Raw genomic sequence first — 15754 nt, forward strand, 5'->3', positions numbered from 1 at the left:
TGCGGAAAAGGGGTTCGAGATTGATGCGGTGTATGCGCGCAAGCTCGCGGCTACGGCGGCCAAACTCGCGAAGTTCCCGTCCTCAGCGGCCATCTTCCTGAAAGATGGCAAGCCGCTGGAGAAAGGCCAACTGCTGGTCCAAAGCGATCTCGCAAAAACTTACCGGTCTGTAGCGGAGAACGGGATCGAATGGTTCTATGGTGGTGAATTTGCGCAGAAGACTGGCGAATGGATGGCGGCCAATGGGGGGATCATGACGGCGCAAGATTTTGCCAGCTATCAGGCACCTGATCGAGCGGCGATCCGCTCGAAGTATCGTGGCTACGATCTGATCACGATGCCGCCGCCGAGTTCGGGAGGGGTACATGTGGCGCAGATCCTGAATATTTTGGAGCATTTCCCGATCCGCCACTTCCGAGCGAGCAGCCGGATTCATGTGATCACGGAAGCGATGAAGCTGGCGTTTGCGGATCGTGCCTACTGGCTGGGTGATCCGGATTTTGCGCCGGTGCCGAAGGGCCTGGTGGATCCTGCTTATGCGGCGGAACTGGCGAAGAAGATTGATCTGGATCATGCCACCGCCGTTCCAGGGCACAACATGCCTCCGCATTGGGAGGGGGATGTTTTCGGCAAGCACACCACTTTCCTCTGCACGGCAGACGCCGAGGGCAACTGGGTGGCGCTGAATCAGACGATCAACACCGGCTTTGGCAGCAAGGTGGTGATTCCGGGGACGGGTGTGCTGCTGAACGATGAGATGGATGACTTCGCTGCGCAGCCCGGTGTGCCGAATGCCTTCAAACTGGTGGGAGCGGAAGCGAATGCGGTGGCTCCGGGCAAGCGGCCGCTTTCGAGCATGAGCCCGACGATTGTGCTCAAGGATGGCAAGCCGGTGATTGTGACCGGAGCGGCGGGGGGGCCTACCATCATCACGCAGGCGCTGCTGCTGCTGACGCACATCATTGATGATGGAATGCTGCGGTCTGAGGCGCTGGCGGAGCCGAGATTTCACCACCAGTGGAATCCTGATGAGTTGAAGATTGAGAAGGCTTTTGGTGAGGGCACGCTCACACGAGTGAAAGCGCTGGGGCATAAGCTGGCGGAGTCCGAGGGGTTTGGGGCGTGTCAGGCGATCTATTTTGATGCGAACAAGAAGCTCTTTTTTCCTGCGAATGATCCGCGAGTGCCGGGCAAGGCGGATGGGAAGTGAGGGGTGCCCGTTTTCCGCGGCCTGGTATAAAGGGACTCAGTTCAATAAGACGGCGGACGCGTAGCTGACGCTTCTAAGGATTGTAAACTGGGAACTGAAAACTGAGAATTTTAAATTGGCCAGAGAAGTGAGGCGGGGTTCATGGTCCTACTTCGCCAACAAATGTTTCATCAAACCATGAGGGAAGAAGTTTACTCTTCGCGGAGTTTTCGGCGGAGGGTGGCCCGGTTCATTTTCATGGCGGTGGCGAGGCGGGTGGGCTTGCCGTCGAAGCGCTTGAGGAGGGTGTCGAGCATCGTGGCCTCCACCGTTTCGAGAAGGTCATCATAAGCTGGCATCAATTCATCGGTGCCGGTGGTCTTTTGATCCAGCCAGGCGTGGATGGCACGTTTCATCGTTTCTTCGAGGTGATTGGACTCCTCGGTCTTCACGATGCTGGCAGGCAGATGATGGGGTAATATGGTGCCGCCGCTGCAGACGGCGGCGGCGTGTGCCATGGCCGTTTTCAGTTCACGCACGTTGCCCGACCAGGTGTGGGCTTTGAGCGCAGCGAGAGCCTCAGCGGAGAGAACCTGCCCACCCAAAAAGGAGACTGCCAAAGCCGGGATGTCCGAGGTGCGCTCGCGCAAGGGGGGCAGCAGGACCTGAAGGACTGCGAGCGCGTAAAACAAGTCTTCACGCAGGTGAGGTGCGGCCTCCTGGCTGGATGCGCTGAAGAGGCGCGCCTTGAGCATGCCAGAGCTGAGACGATGCATGAGCGCTGCCTGGAGCGGCTTTGACCACGCGCTGATTTCATCGAGAAAAAGGACACCGTCACCTGCCTTGGCGATGGCTTCATCCAACGCGGCTTCGGCACGATCTTCGGACCATTCATCGGCGCGGAATAAGATCAGCGGTTTTTCAGAGCGCGCACTGTGGCGATGAATGACCTGCGCGGCCAGGCTCTTGCCGCTGCCTGGAGGGCCCTGTAGCAGGACGGGCGCGTCATTGCCACTGGCCTGGGCAATGACGGCGAACGCACGCTGCATGGGTTCGCTGTTGCCGATCATGGTGGTGTCTGCACGCTGCTCAGTTTTCACCGGTGCGAAGACTTCGCGGATGGCCCGCTGGATGTCGGTAAGATTGAGAGGCTTGAGGAAATACTCGCGAGCGCCGAGACGCTTTGCCTCAAGGGCGGTGTCCAGCGTGCCGTGGGCGGTGATGATCATCACCGGGGGTGGCTGTGGGAGAGACTGGATTTTTTCCAGCACCTTCAGGCCGCTCATGTCCGGCAGGCCGACATCGAGGATGATGAGCGCGAAGGATTGCGCCGCGAGCTTGTCGATTCCCCCCTGCCCTGAAGCGGCCACGACAGGTGTGGCCTCGAAACGGCGCACCACGGTGGAGAGTGCTGCGGCGAGGGCGTATTCGTCTTCGATGATGAGGATGGAGGGAGTCATGCGGGAAGCAAGGGGAGCAGCACGATGATCACCGCTCCGCCCTTGGGGTCATTTTGCAATTTTAAGGTGCCGCCGTGTGCGGTGATGATGCTGGAGACGATGTTCAAACCGACGCCCATGCCGCCTTCTTTTTCGGTGAAGAAGAGTTCGGTGCCTTGTGCAAGCGCGAGTTCGGAAAAGCCGGTGCCGGAGTCGGCGAAGCGAAGCTCAAACCATGAGCTGGCGGGCTGGCCGCTCACCATGAGTTTGCCGCCGCGTGGCATGGCCTGAATGGCATTGATCATGAGGTTTCGTACGGCCTGGGCGAGGCGCTGGGCATCGCCCATGATCCAGGTGGGAGAGGGCAGGTTGATTTCAACTTCAACGCCGGCATGGCGGGCCTGAGCTTCGATGTTTCTGGCCACGCCGCGAATGCAGTCGGTGAGGTCGAGCTTTGTGAGTTTGGGCGGGAGAGGATTCGCGAGGTGAAGCCACTGGTTCACGAGACCGGCGATGACTTCGGATTCGTTTTCGATGAGCCTGACGGCCTGTGCGTCTTCCTCATTCTGCGGGGTCATCAACTGTGCGTGAAGCTGAATGGAGGCGAGCGGGTTTTTGATATCGTGGGCGAGGCTGGTGGCCACACGGCCGAGCATGGCGAGTCGTTCGGATTGGGCACGCTTGAGGCGCTCGCGGACGAGGAGCCAGCCCATGAGGCCAGAGATGAGCCAGAAGGCGATGAAGGCATTGAGAGTGGCGGGATCGCGAAGAGACAGAGACGACACCACCGGAGTGCGGGTGAAGGTCATGTCGTTCTTTTCATCCAGCCGGATGGTGAGGCGGTCTTCGGTGTTGGCCGGCGCTGTGCCTGCAGGGCGAAACTCGATCTGCATGCCGAGGAGCTGTTCTAGATCCTGCGCAAGTTTGCCGCTGCGCGGAAGATTCATGCGCCGCACAAACTCGGCATCGGCCTGGGCCAGGGCCTGGAAGAGGTGGTTGGACTCCTCGCGCTCGCGCTGACGCAGCCACGCGAGAAGCAGCAGAGATCCCGCGATGATGAAGGCGAGAAAGCCGAGGCCGAGGGTGAGGCGGAGCTTGTGGGGAGAGGCGGACACTGCCTACGGTTCCGGCAGAGGAGCGCTTTTATCAATCGGCTTGTCTTCCCAGATGGCCTCGCCGGTGGTGGGATCGTAGGTGAGGATGCGGCTCTTGCTGCCGGGGACGGGAGCTTTGTCGATCTTGGGCAGCCACTTGGCGAGCTCGGTTTTTTTGGCGGCGTGTTGGGAGTCCTTGGCGAGGTTGGTCCACTCGTTGGGATCGTTTTTCATGTCGTATAGTTCTTCGCTGCCGTCGGCGTAGCGGATGTAGCGCCATTCCTGAGTGCGGATGGTGTGATTGCCCTGATTGTGGGTGGTGATGGCGGGCCACTCGCGGGGTGCGCTGGCGTCTTGAAACTGGGGCACGAGGCTGTGGCCTTCGAGGTCGGTGCGGGCGGGCAGTTTGGTGAGGGCGAGGAGGGATGGGAAGATGTCGATGAGTTCGACGGGGCTGGTGCAGACCTGGCCGGGTTTGATGCCGGGACCGGCGAAGATGAGGGGGACGCGGGTGCTGCGTTCCCAGAGGGTGTTTTTGCCGGTCATGAGTTTTTCGCCGAGATGCCAGCCGTGATCTCCCCAGAGGACGATGATGGTGTTGTCCAAGCGGCCGGTGGCTTCGAGCTGACTCATGAGGCGGCCGACCTGGCTGTCCATGAAGCTGACGCAGGCGAGGTAGGCGCGCACGAGAGGACGCCATTCGTTGAATTTGCGCAGGGTGCTGAGGCGTGGCTCGGGGAGCTTCCAGTGGAGGAAGTCGGCGAACTTGGGGAGGTCGGCGCGATCGTCTTCTTTGACCGGGGGCATCTGGAGAGTGGCGTCCGGATACAAATCAAACCACTTCTGCGAGGCGAAGCACGGGACGTGAGGGAGACGGAAACCGGCGGCGATGAAGAAGGGCTTGTCAGCAGGAGCGCGCTTCAATGCATCGATGGCGGAGTCGGCGATTTTCCAGTCGGCGTTGTCTTGGTCCTTCTCGGGGAAGACGCCCCAGTCCATGGCGGGATGGCGATCCGGGCCGGGGAGATTGGCGATGGGTGTTTTGGGTTTCGGCATGGGGCCGCGATTGCCCCATTCGTTGAACTCGGCTTTTTGATCGCCTCCACGCATTGAGCCGTCATGGTAGATTTTGCCGCTGTTGGAGGTGAAGTAACCGGCCTGCGTGAAGGTCTGCGGGAGCGTCACGTGGTGCTTGGTCTGCTCCACTTCGCGGATGCCGGGGGCGAGGCCGTAAATGCCGGTGCTGGAGGGGCGGAGGCCGGTGAGGAGCGAGCTGCGTGAGGGATTGCACAAGGGCGCCTGGCAGTGGGCGCTGGCGAAGAGGGTGCCGCGCTTGGCCAAGGCATCGATGGCAGGTGTTTTCACCTGCGTGTGTCCGCCGAGGCAGCCGATCCAGTCGTTTTGATCATCGATGGCGATGAAGAGGACGTTGGGCCGCGAGTCGGCGGCGTGGACGGCGGCAGCGAGTAGGAAAACGGAGCAGAGACGGAGCAACTTCATGGTCGGCTTCAAACGAAGCTCGATCGATGAAAATAGCAGCGTTAAGGAGCCACGTTTGGAACGAGTTGTTCGGCGGCTTTGGCGGCTTCGGCGCGGAGTTCGGGATTGAGATTTTTCTGCTCGAATTCGCGGCACCAGCCTTTGATCTCAAGCTCGTTGAAGATCTTGCCGATGACGCGGCGGAGGAGGCCTTTGAGGTTGGGAAGTTCGACTTCCTGCAGGGAGCGGATGGCGGCTTCCTTGTAGCTTTCGAGGAGGGTCATGGCCTTCTCATGGGCACCGCTGTCGAAGGCCCAATCGCGGATGGTGGCGTTGTCGGGCTTGGTTTTGGCGACGCCGTTCCAGAGGGCTTCCATCTGGTCTTTGACCTCGCCTTTGCCTTTCTCGCGCAGGAGGGAGAGGACGATGCTGGGGCGCATGTTCCATTCGTTGTCGGCGGCGGAGTCTTCGCCGAGGTCGTCAAGGTCATCGCGGATCTGGTAGGCAATGCCTAGGTTTTCGCTGTAGGTGTGGAGAACGTCGGCGCATTCATCGAGCTGGCCGGCGAGAGCGGCACCGACCTTGAGGGCGACTTCGAAAGCGGGGGCGGTTTTGCTGCGGAAGATTTCAAGCACCTGGGTGCTGCTGAGAGCGACGGGGTGGCGGGTCCAGAGGAGTTCGGCGCCCTGACCGATGCAGAGTTCGCGCTGGCCTTCGGCGGCGACGAGGATGGCGGAGCTGCGAATGTGAGCGGCGGCATCGTTGTCGGCGAGGAGGCGGTAGCCTTCACCGATGAGGAGGTCACCGATGTTCAGGGCGACGGGGATGCCGTGCTCGGTGTGGAGTGTTGTTTCGCCGTAGCGTTCGGCGTCGCCGTCCTCGATGTCGTCATGAACGAGGGAGGCTTTGTGGAAGATTTCGACGGCGACGGCGGCTTTTTTGACGGTGTCGGAGATGGGGCCTTCGGGGTCTTCGCGCAGAGCCTGATAGGCGGCGACGGTGAGGAAGGGACGCCAGCGTTTGCCGGCACGAGCGAGCCATTCGCGCGCGATGTCGTCGCTGTGACCGCGTGAGGGGCTCATGAGCGCATTGAGCGACTCGATGGTGAACCAGGTTTTCACCTCGTCATGCAGGGCATTCAGATTGAGGCGGCGGGTTTTGTCGTCGCTGGTGAGGTGGATGTAATCCCAGACCCAGTCGATATCGACGAGGGTGTCGATGCAGTCGTCCTGCAACAAGGGTACGGCGACGGCGGGAATGGCGGCGGCTTCGATGTAGGGGAAGGTGCGCTCAAGGACAGGCAGGCAGGAAATGCCGACGATGGCTTCGATCTTGCCAGTCTGGATGAGCGACATGACGATGGCGCTGCCTTCGGCTACGAGCACGGCGTAGCCGAGTTTTTCCGCTTCGTTTTGGAAATCCTGAATGGAGCAGAGGCCGCACTGCTTGCAGAGCAGACCGAACTCATCAAAGGGGGCGGGGCATTTGCTTTCGACGCGGAGGCACTTCGGCATCAGCAGCAGGCGCTTTTCAAAGGGCACGGTGGCGAGGGATTCGCGCCAGGTTTCGTTGGCGAGAAGCACGCCGACGTAATCACGATGGATTTTGTCGATGGCGTGGATGGCGACGATTTTATCCGTGTGGTCCTGCAGATCGGCCAAGGGCACCGGGGGGACAAGTTTCTGCTCCTCGGCATAGGCGCGCACCCAGCCCAGGATTTGATCACGATCCTGCTTGGTCTGCGGGATATTTTTCTTCGGCTGGCGGATACGGCGGTTCAGACCGGGAATAGGCGGAGGAAGGGCGGCAGAACGGACGACGGCAGCGGACATGAGAGGAAAGGGAAAGTGGCAGAATGCCGGATGAAAAGAGTGGGCGGTTTAACCGTGTAAGAGGGGCTTAGTCTTGCAGATATTGCGCTAATGTGTGCGAATCTTGCGCGGCTGGAGGATACGGACTGGCTGCAGTAGTCATGCAGCAGCGGCAAAAGCCAACCTCAAACCACTGTGCCACGACCACTTTTGGACCCGTTTTTCTTGGGCTTGGACTCGGGGAGGCCTTCGTCCTGAAGAATGGTGTCCTGAGGGAGCGGCTCCGCACCTTCTTCGCCTTTGGGGTCGGGCTCGGCAAAGGGGGTGGCCTTTTGGTAGAGCTTGAGACGGGTGTCGAATTCCTCCTGCAGCTTATTTCGATCTTCTTCAGGCAGGTCTTTGTCTTCTTTGAGCAGAGTAATGCAGCGCTTCTGCCAGAGCTCGGCTTCTTTGAATTCGCCGTTGCGGGCGAGAGCAGCAGCCATGGTGTCGATCATTTCATAAGGCTGCTCATCGCTCTGGACGACTTCGGCGACGAGCTTCAAGGCGCGCCGTGCGAGCAGGACGGCGCTTTCGCCATTGTGCAGATTGTCCTCCGGGCAGGTGGCCAGGAACCAGGCGAGATTGTTGGAAGCCCAAGGATCCTCGGAGCGTGCAGCACGGCGATACCAAGCTCCGGCACGGCGGTAATCCACAGGAAGGCCCTGACCAGTGTAGTAGAGATTGGCCAGGCGAGTCATGGCGGGAACGAAGTCCTGCTGGGCGGCTTTGAGGTACCAGAGAGCCGCTTTGGCCGAGCTTTTGTCAATGCCGTCGCCCCGTTCGAGCTTTGACGCATAGGCGGTCTGCGAAGGGGGATTTCCCTGATCGGCGGCTTTCTTGAACCATTCCGCCGCTTTGGCCACGTCTTTCTTCACGCCTTTGCCTTCCTCATACATGGCGGCCAGACTGTGCTGTGAGAGGGCAAAGCCGAGTTCAGCGGAGCTGCGGTACCACTCCGCTGCTTTGGCGAGATCCTTTTTTACTCCAACGCCGTCTTCATAAAGGGTACCCAGAACATGCTGCGCGCGCAGGTGCTTCTGCTTGGCGGCCTTCTCGACGGATTTCACACCTTCTTCGAGATTTTTCTTCAAGCCTTCACCCGTGAGCATGCGCAGTCCCAGTTCGAACTGAGCGTCGGCATCCCCACGATCCGCCCAGTCTCGAAGATCCTTTTCATCGATGCGCTGAGGCTGCTGCGCCGTCAGAGTGGAAGCAGCAAAGAGCAAAGCAACGAGGAGGCCGGCAAGGAGGGGGGATGAGGACGCATGCTTCATGGAGCGAAATTACGTCTGGCCGGGGCCGTCTCAACCATCAAAATGCAGGTGCGCGGTAAATTGGCGGCCCATTGACAGCACTCCGCGGCAGGCCAGATGGCCGCAAAAAACTCGCCTCAAGGCGATGGTTCTTCACCTGAAAGAGTGAAAAACCGACACCCATGTCAAGCCCGTGCTTACAGTTTATGTTGGGCCGCCGTTTTGACAAAACGCGGTGCCTGTGCGTGAATTACCTCGCAGCCGAAGCTGCCATTCCTTCCAGAATGGTGGCGCGGGGGACCCAAAAACCCTGAGTCGAAAGACCCAGGGCGGGGCGAAGGAAGGTGGGTAACCACCGACCAGTCCACTTCCAAGGACCAGTCCGACAGCTAACCTCGCAGGCGACATTGGAAGGGCGATCCTATGCCCGACGCGAGTGCGCCGGGACCATGGTCTCCCCAGAACCACCGCACCCGCGAGTGGACGGGAAACCGTCCGCAGACCGGGGGCCTTCGAGACCCATACCCATGAACTGCCAAAAGAACCAAAGCCCCATGACTGAGGGCCTGGTCAATCCATCTGCCCGGGACACACCGCCACCGGCATTCCCACCGCTGAGCTGGATCCACGTGATCCGCCAGCCGGACCGAGAAACACAAGACCTGGATGCAGAGCAAGCGCTGAGCGCTGCTGATCAAGAAAGCGCACCGCTCCGCCACGCCGAATAAACCCACCCCCCTGAAACTCCATTTCCAACATTTGAAATCATCATGACTCATCACCATTTTAAAGCCCCTTGGGGCCGCACTTTGCTCATCATTTCCATTCTCACGACGCTCGTGATGCTTGGGATTGCCATCACGCTCAGCCTCGGCCGGCAGACACCGGGATTCATCAGCCTGCCTGCACTGCCCACGCGTGCGCTGTCAGCCGCCGTTGTGCTGCTCATTCCTCTTGGAGCACTGCCGTTCATCATTCGCGGTTACGTCGTCACCAAGGACGGCATCCTCATCAAACGCCTGTGGTGGAACACAGTGCTGCCATTTGACGAAATGAGCTCCGTCGAAGTGGAACCGCTCGCGCTGTGCCACAGCTTTCGCACGTGTGGCAATGGCGGCCTGTATTCCTTCACCGGCTTTTACTGGAGCAGGCAGCTGGGCCACTTCCGCGCCTACGTCACGGATCTGAACCGCACTGTCATCGTGCACATGAAGAACCGCACGGCCGTGCTGTCCCCTGACGATCCCGAGGCTTTTGCCCGCACCGTCACCACCCACCTCCATGCTTGAACCTGTTTGAAATCCTGAAACCTGAAATTTTTCCCACTCACATGAACTCCATTCTCTTATTTGCGTACGAGCACTGGCTCATCACGCTCTCAGTCGTCGGCGTTATCATTCTCTACTTTGTCTCCTGCGTTTACATTCCGGAGAGCAAAGTCGGCGTGGTCATCAAACGCTTTGCCTTCAAAAACCTGCCTCCCGGTGAAATCATCGCCCTCAATGGTGAAGCGGGTTACCAGGCCGACACGCTGGCCCCGGGCCTGCACTTTGGTTTCTGGATCGTGCAGTACCACATCGAGAAAGTGCCCATGGTCAGAGTCCCGCAGGGAGAGCTGGCTTTGATCGTCGCGAAAACCGGCGCCGCCATTCCGCCCGGCCGCATCCTGGCACGCACGGTGGATTGTGACCACTTCCAGGATGCCCGTGCCTTTCTCAAACACGGCGGTGAAAAAGGCCGCCAGCTCGGTGTCATCACCGCGGGTTCGTATCGCATCAATCCTGCGCTCTTCACCATCATCACGTCCGAAAATGCCCAGCAGCACGGGCTTGAACCGCAGCTGCTGCGCATCCGCCACGTGGATCCCGATCTCGTCGGCATCGTCACGACGCTGGATGGCATGCCCATTGAGCAAACCGAAATCGCTGGATCCATCGTGGCCGGCCACGACAACTTTCAGAATGCGCAGGCCTTCCTGAATGCCGGCGGCCATCGAGGCCTGCAAGAGCAGGTGCTTCTTAGCGGCCAGTGGAACATCAATCCGTGGTTCGCGCAGATCGAGCAGGTGCCCATGTTTGAGATTCCGATCGGCCACGTCGGTGTCGTGATCTCTTATGTCGGCAAGGCGCACCTCGACATCAGCGGACCCGAGTTCAAGCACGGCGACCTCGTTGACGTGGGCCACAAAGGTGTCTGGGGCAAACCGCTGCTCCCGGGCAAACATCCGGTGAACACACGCATCATGCGAGTGGAACTGGTGCCGACCACCAACATCGTGCTGAACTGGGCCACGCGCACGGAGGCGCACCACTTTGATGCGAAGCTCAGCAGCATCACCGTGCGCTCGCGCGACGGGTTTGCCTTCAATCTCGATGTTTCGCAGATCATCCACATTGGTGCGAACGAAGCCCCCAAGGTGATCAGCCGCGCGGGATCACTGCAAAACCTCATCGACCACGTGCTGCAGCCCATCGTTGGCAACTACTTCCGCAACTCCGCGCAGGACTACACCGTGCTGGACTTCCTGAGCGCCCGCAGCCAGCGCCAGGGCGAGGCCGCCAACCATATCGAAACCGCGCTGCACGAATACGACGTGGAAGGGATCGACACGCTGATCGGCGACATCACGCCGCCCGAATCGCTGATGAAAACACAGACGGACCGCAAGCTGGCGGAAGAGAGCCGCAAAACCTATGAGATGCAGGAAGCTGCCGAGAAGCAGCGACAGCAGCTCGTGAGGCAGACGTCGCTGGCCGACATCCAAAACCAGGTCGTCAGTGCAGAACAGGGCGTCAACATTGCCGAACTCCACGCCACGGCTGCCGTGAAGAAAAGCGAAGGCGAAGCCGCCTCCACCCGGCTGCGTGCAAGCGGTGAAGCGGAAGCCATCCGCGCCACAGGTCAGGCCAAGGCCGATGCCTATCAAGCAGGCGTGACCGCCCTTGGTTCCGATGTGTACGGCATGCTCCAGGCCTTCCAAATCATCGCCGACAAAAACCTCCGCGTTGTCCCCGACGTACTGGTGAACAGCGGGCCGAACAGCAGCGGCATCCTCGACGCGCTCATGGCCATGCTCACCAAGCAACGTGCATCCCTGCCCATCTCCATGCATGACACGCCTTGATAGGCAGCATTGGCGCTGGCTGGCGCACTGAAAAAACAGCGGGCTGCGGATTCATTCCGCAGCCCATTTTGACGTTCCTGCATTCGCATTCAGTTCCAGCTATGATATGGGGAGCGCATGAAAGCACTTCCGCACATTGCTCTGCTCGCCTGCTTCAGCGTTCTTTTTCTGGTCGGCTGCGATGCCAACTTGAACGCGATTCCCGGCCCGCCGTTTGCCTATGATGACTTTGGCACTGAGTCGATGGCCAGCGAACTGCTTGGCCCCAAGGGCAAGGACACCCAGGTGGTTGCGCGATTTGGCTCCACGAATTCGACGCAGCCGGCCGGTGGTCCTGATGTGCGTTATGTGGGTGTGGGGCAGGCCATGAACCACCTGCGCCACAGTGTGCGCAAGCTGCACAAAACGCCGGAAAATCAGGCGCTGTACCAGCGTCTGGCGACCACTTACAGCCGCTTGTACCGGCAATATTCCTCGAAGCGAGATGCTTTTATGGCCGTCCCTTCAGCCAGTTACGGTAGGGGCGGCATGAACCGGGCGCTGATGATGCCCCCGATGCCTCCGACGATCTGAGCGGAGCGCATTTGACAAGGCAGCCGCTGCCAGCCAGACTGGACACCTGGCTCGAATGAGTCGCGGGTGTAGCTCAATGGTAGAGCAGGTGCTTCCCAAGCATCATACGTCAGTTCGATTCTGATCACCCGCTCCACCGAGCATCAAGGCCGTGTTTCAAAAAAGGATCGTGAGCATTTCGCCACGAGTTTTGCCAGAGCGCAGTAAATCTGATTTTCGCCGGGGCGGCTGGCGTTTCGGAATCAAGAATGCTGGCTGTGAAAAAGAGCAGGCCAGTGGCGTGTGACAGATGAAGGGGGTGGCGAACATGAACGATTGCATGCGAGGATGACTGATCATTCTTCCACCGGTTCTGCGGGCTAGGCTGTCATACGCGCGAGCACGGCGTCGTCCACCGGTTTGCATGAGCGATAGCCTTCGCCGTGCTCAGGGAGTTCGGAGAGGAAGGCGGCGCGGGCTTCGGCGGTTTGGAAATCGAGACCGATGAGGGCGCGGCCGATGCGTTCGCCAGACTGGCGGTAGTTGAAGTAGCAGAGGCTGGCGCGATCGCGGATGAGGCGGGAGAGGAAGTCGTGAAGAGCACCGGAGCGCTCGTAGAAGTCGAGACGCAGGAAGACGGGATGAGCGAGGAGATCTCCACGCAGGGGAATGGCGCGGAAGGCGACATCCACAGCTCCAGTGAGGTCTTCCCACAGGTAGCCGCCGGACTCCAGTCGTGCTGGCAGTGCGGCTAGCTTTTCGGCATTTTCGGCAGTGACGGTGAATACCGGCCAAGCCTGATCGGAGCGATGCAGGCCGTATTGGAAATCGGCGATGTTGAGGCCTTCGAAGCAGGAATCCAGCAGCGCGAGCATGGCACCCGGGCGCTCGGGGATGCGCACGCGCAGGGCGCGTGAGGCGGTGTTGCTGGAGCCTTCGGACTGGGCGATGAGGCCGAGTTGGAGGAAGTCGATGTTGGCACCGGTGATGACGATGAGAACTTTTTTGCCGACGAGTGCCGCGCGATCTTTGAGCACTGCGGCGAGCCCCATGGCACCCGATGGCTCCGAGATGCAACGCAGTGTCTCCCACAGCACGCGGATGGCGGCGCTGACTTCGGCATTGGTGACGGTGGCTACTCGATCCAGAGACTGCTGGCAGATGCCGAAGGGGAGCGTGCCGGCTTTGCGGACGGCGGTGCCGTCGCAGAAGATGTCGAGGTCATGCAGTTCGACGGGCTTGCCTGCTGCGAGTGCGGCGTTCATGGAGGCCTGGCCCACGCCTTCAACGCCGACGGCTTCCATGTTGGGCCAGTAGGTTTTGAGCCAGCAGGAAACGGCCGAGGCCATTCCGCCGCCGCCGATTTGCAGGTAGGCGGCATCGAAGGGGCCGTGGCCAGAGAGCACGACCTCATCTGCGAGAGTCCCCTGCCCTGCCATGACTTTGAGGTCATCGTAGGCGTGCACGTAGGTGGCACCGCTGCTGCGTTCGTCTTCACGCGCGGAGGTGACGGCTTCGTCATAGCTGTCGCCAGCGAGCATGATGCGAACGAATTCGCCGCCGTGGTGCAGCACGGCGTTTTGTTTTACCTTGGGCGTGGAGCGCGGCATGTAGATGCGTGCGTGGATGCCGAGGGTTTTGGCGGCAAGAGCCACGCCCTGCGCGTGATTGCCAGCGGAAGCGGTGACGACGCCTTTGGCGCGCTGCTCGGGGGTGAGCTCGGTCATGGCGTTGCAGGCACCGCGCCACTTGTAGCATTTTACGGGGGATAGGTCTTCGCGCTTGACCCAGATCTCAGGGCCGGGCTCGGAGCCGGGCAGGATGAGACGCTCCATAGGCGTGGGCTGGCCGAAGCGATAGACACGCTCACGGGCTAACAAGATTTCCTGCCGCAAACGGCGATCCAGAGGCAAATTTTCGCGTTCCATTCGTGGCGGCATACATTCCCGCCTCGCATGCATCAGCAAGAGGTTTCGCCAATTCAATGGGCGGCCTTTTTCTTGTGGGCTGGATACTTCCATTCCAAGATCTGTCCGTACTGCTCCAGGCGTGGTTTGAGTTTTGAGTAGTCGACCTGCTGCACGGGAATTTTGTCATCGATGGCGATGCAGGCTGCGGTGGCGGCGCTCTGGCTGGTGCACATGAGCACGGGCTCCATGCGGATGCTGCTGAAGGCGGTATGGCTGGCGCTGAGGGCGAAGGTGACGAGTAGATTGTCGCACTCGCTCTGCTTTGGCACAATGGCTTCGTAGCTGATGCCATAGGGTGGTGCGCTATCGCGACCTCCGGCGGTTTTCCCTTCGCGCGTGACCACGCCGTCCTTCACGATGCGGCGGATCTCATGGGTGTCTGTGCCGTAGCTGCCGAGGCTGATGGGCTTGGGTGAGTTTTGGCGGCCGAAAGTGTGGTGCTCGGTGAGCACGAGGTCGCTGACCATGCGACAGGCTTCGCGGACGTAGATCTGGTGCGGCCAACCGCCGTTGTCGGTGAATTCGTCCTTGGGCAGACCGAAACGCTGCATGTCTTTGCGCACCTTCTCGGGGACGCGGGCATCGGTGGCGAGGAAATGAAGCAGGCCGCGATGATAGTCTTCGTGCTGCTTTGCGATCTTATCGCGCTGCGTGTAGGAGGCCTCCGGCCATGCGTGCGAGGCACCGGGCAGATTTCCGCCGAAGGTCGCGGTATTGAAATCCCATTTGTCATTCGGCAGTGCATCGTGCTTTGAGAACCAGCGGAGGTCCATGGCATCGCCATTGGCGAGGCAGGCTTCGATAAAGCGGACGATGATCTCGTAGCGCTTTGGGTCGTAATTGGACGGCGGCGTGATGGGGATCATGTTGGCCGGATTGGTGGTGAGGCAGAGACGGAAGCAGTAGGCCTGTACGCCGGTAGCGGGATCTCCTGGGGAGCCTGGTTCGCCGGCTTGAATGAGTGGCAGCAGGCCGCTTTTGGGATCGCCTTTTACCAGGTAGGGATCGAGGGGGAAATCGCGATCCCACACGCCCTGGCCGCCTTTGAGACGGCCGCTTTCTCCGGGCTGGGCATAGCTGGTGTGGGGCATGAATTTTTCCACGTAGTGGATGCCGTTGTAGGTTTCGCCGTACTTTGCATTGCCCTCGCGCATGAGCGTGTAGCTCACACCGGATTTCGCCATGAGGTCGCCTTCATAGGTGGCATCGATGAACACTTTGGCGCGAAAGATGGTGCCGTCTTCGGTGACGAATTCGGTGATGTGGGCGCGGTCTTTCTTGACTGATGCCAGTCGCGCTTTGAGGTGAACTTTCACACCGGCATCGCGCGCCATGTCGGTGAAGACCTGCTCTGCTTTGTGGGGCTCGATGGCATATGCACCTCCGGTGGCGGGACCGCCGGCTTTGCTTTCAAAGGCTTTGTCCCAGGCCAGCGTGACGCCTGCGGTGGCGGCAAGCTTGGTGAAGTATTCGCGGGCGATGCCGCCGACGGAGCGAGGATCTCCAATGTCCACGGCGCTGAGGCCGCCGCTGGTCATGCCGCCGAGATGACGACCGGGCTCGGCAATAACCACTGTCTTGCCCATGCGTGCGGCCTGCACTGCGGCTGCGACGCCCCCGCTGGTGCCGCCGTAGACGCAGAGATCAGACTCCACCACGGCGGCAGAGGCAAGAGATGAGGAGAGAGCACAGACGAGCAGGAACGACTTCATGGGTTGTATCATACCAGACGTGGCAATAATGCCCGCCTTGCTGGTCAAGATGGCTGACCAGCGGCGAGATCGACAAAGATCACCGAGGC

The 15754-nt window shown here is 60.3% G+C and carries 12 protein-coding genes, 1 tRNA gene and 1 riboswitch; of the genes, 6 read left to right on the forward strand and 7 right to left on the reverse strand.

All coding sequences use genetic code 11. The features are described 5' to 3' along the window. On the forward strand, positions 1-1210 hold a 1210-nt coding region (gene ggt, locus ACIREA_RS11080), incomplete at its 5' end, for a gamma-glutamyltransferase (RefSeq protein WP_397382338.1). Positions 1211-1401: 191 nt separating this feature from the next. Here ggt and ACIREA_RS11085 read toward each other — a convergent pair. The 5 genes from ACIREA_RS11085 to ACIREA_RS11105 form a co-directional block, all read right to left on the reverse strand. Beyond that, complete coding sequence (locus ACIREA_RS11085) at positions 1402-2649, reverse strand: sigma-54-dependent transcriptional regulator (protein WP_397382339.1); 1248 nt, start codon at positions 2647-2649, stop codon at positions 1402-1404. After that, positions 2646-3743 carry a sensor histidine kinase gene (locus ACIREA_RS11090; RefSeq protein ID WP_397382340.1) on the reverse strand — a complete coding sequence of 366 codons (1098 nt, stop codon included), beginning with the start codon at positions 3741-3743 and terminating at the stop codon, positions 2646-2648. Before ACIREA_RS11090 ends, ACIREA_RS11085 begins: the two co-directional genes overlap by 4 nt. A 3-nt stretch (positions 3744-3746) precedes the next feature. Beyond that, positions 3747-5222, reverse strand: coding sequence for a sulfatase (locus tag ACIREA_RS11095; RefSeq protein ID WP_397382341.1), 1476 nt, complete (start codon positions 5220-5222; stop codon positions 3747-3749). 41 nt (positions 5223-5263) lie between these two features. Then, complete coding sequence (locus tag ACIREA_RS11100) at positions 5264-7033, reverse strand: polyprenyl synthetase family protein (protein WP_397382342.1); 1770 nt, start codon at positions 7031-7033, stop codon at positions 5264-5266. 164 nt (positions 7034-7197) lie between these two features. Further along, the gene (locus ACIREA_RS11105) at positions 7198-8328 is read right to left on the reverse strand and encodes a tetratricopeptide repeat protein (protein ID WP_397382343.1); all 1131 of its coding nucleotides are present in this window, start codon (positions 8326-8328) and stop codon (positions 7198-7200) included. 228 nt (positions 8329-8556) lie between these two features. Next, a riboswitch (cyclic di-AMP (ydaO/yuaA leader) is annotated at positions 8557-8726 on the forward strand. A 135-nt stretch (positions 8727-8861) separates the two neighbouring features. Between ACIREA_RS11105 and ACIREA_RS11110 the strand changes: the two genes are divergently transcribed. The 5 genes from ACIREA_RS11110 to ACIREA_RS11130 all read left to right on the forward strand — a co-directional run bounded on the left by ACIREA_RS11110 (position 8862) and on the right by ACIREA_RS11130 (position 12140). Next, the gene (locus ACIREA_RS11110) at positions 8862-9035 is read left to right on the forward strand and encodes a hypothetical protein (RefSeq protein WP_397382344.1); all 174 of its coding nucleotides are present in this window, start codon (positions 8862-8864) and stop codon (positions 9033-9035) included. Positions 9036-9077: 42 nt separating this feature from the next. Continuing rightward, positions 9078-9596, forward strand: a complete 519-nt coding sequence (locus tag ACIREA_RS11115; protein WP_397382345.1) for a PH domain-containing protein — start codon at positions 9078-9080, stop codon at positions 9594-9596. Positions 9597-9637: 41 nt separating this feature from the next. Further along, positions 9638-11431 carry an SPFH domain-containing protein gene (locus tag ACIREA_RS11120; protein WP_397382346.1) on the forward strand — a complete coding sequence of 598 codons (1794 nt, stop codon included), beginning with the start codon at positions 9638-9640 and terminating at the stop codon, positions 11429-11431. A 117-nt stretch (positions 11432-11548) separates the two neighbouring features. After that, the gene (locus tag ACIREA_RS11125) at positions 11549-12004 is read left to right on the forward strand and encodes a hypothetical protein (RefSeq protein ID WP_397382347.1); all 456 of its coding nucleotides are present in this window, start codon (positions 11549-11551) and stop codon (positions 12002-12004) included. 62 nt (positions 12005-12066) lie between these two features. Continuing rightward, positions 12067-12140 (forward strand) — tRNA-Gly (locus ACIREA_RS11130). A gap of 223 nt (positions 12141-12363) precedes the next feature. Here ACIREA_RS11130 and ACIREA_RS11135 read toward each other — a convergent pair. Both ACIREA_RS11135 and ACIREA_RS11140 read right to left on the reverse strand, forming a co-directional pair. Then, complete coding sequence (locus ACIREA_RS11135) at positions 12364-13911, reverse strand: pyridoxal-phosphate dependent enzyme (RefSeq protein ID WP_397382348.1); 1548 nt, start codon at positions 13909-13911, stop codon at positions 12364-12366. A 53-nt stretch (positions 13912-13964) separates the two neighbouring features. After that, the gene (locus ACIREA_RS11140; protein WP_397382349.1) at positions 13965-15665 is read right to left on the reverse strand and encodes an FAD-dependent oxidoreductase; all 1701 of its coding nucleotides are present in this window, start codon (positions 15663-15665) and stop codon (positions 13965-13967) included. Between the last annotated feature and the right edge of the window lie 89 nt (positions 15666-15754).

This window comes from Prosthecobacter sp., assembly GCF_044373815.1.
GTDB lineage: Bacteria > Verrucomicrobiota > Verrucomicrobiia > Verrucomicrobiales > Verrucomicrobiaceae > Prosthecobacter.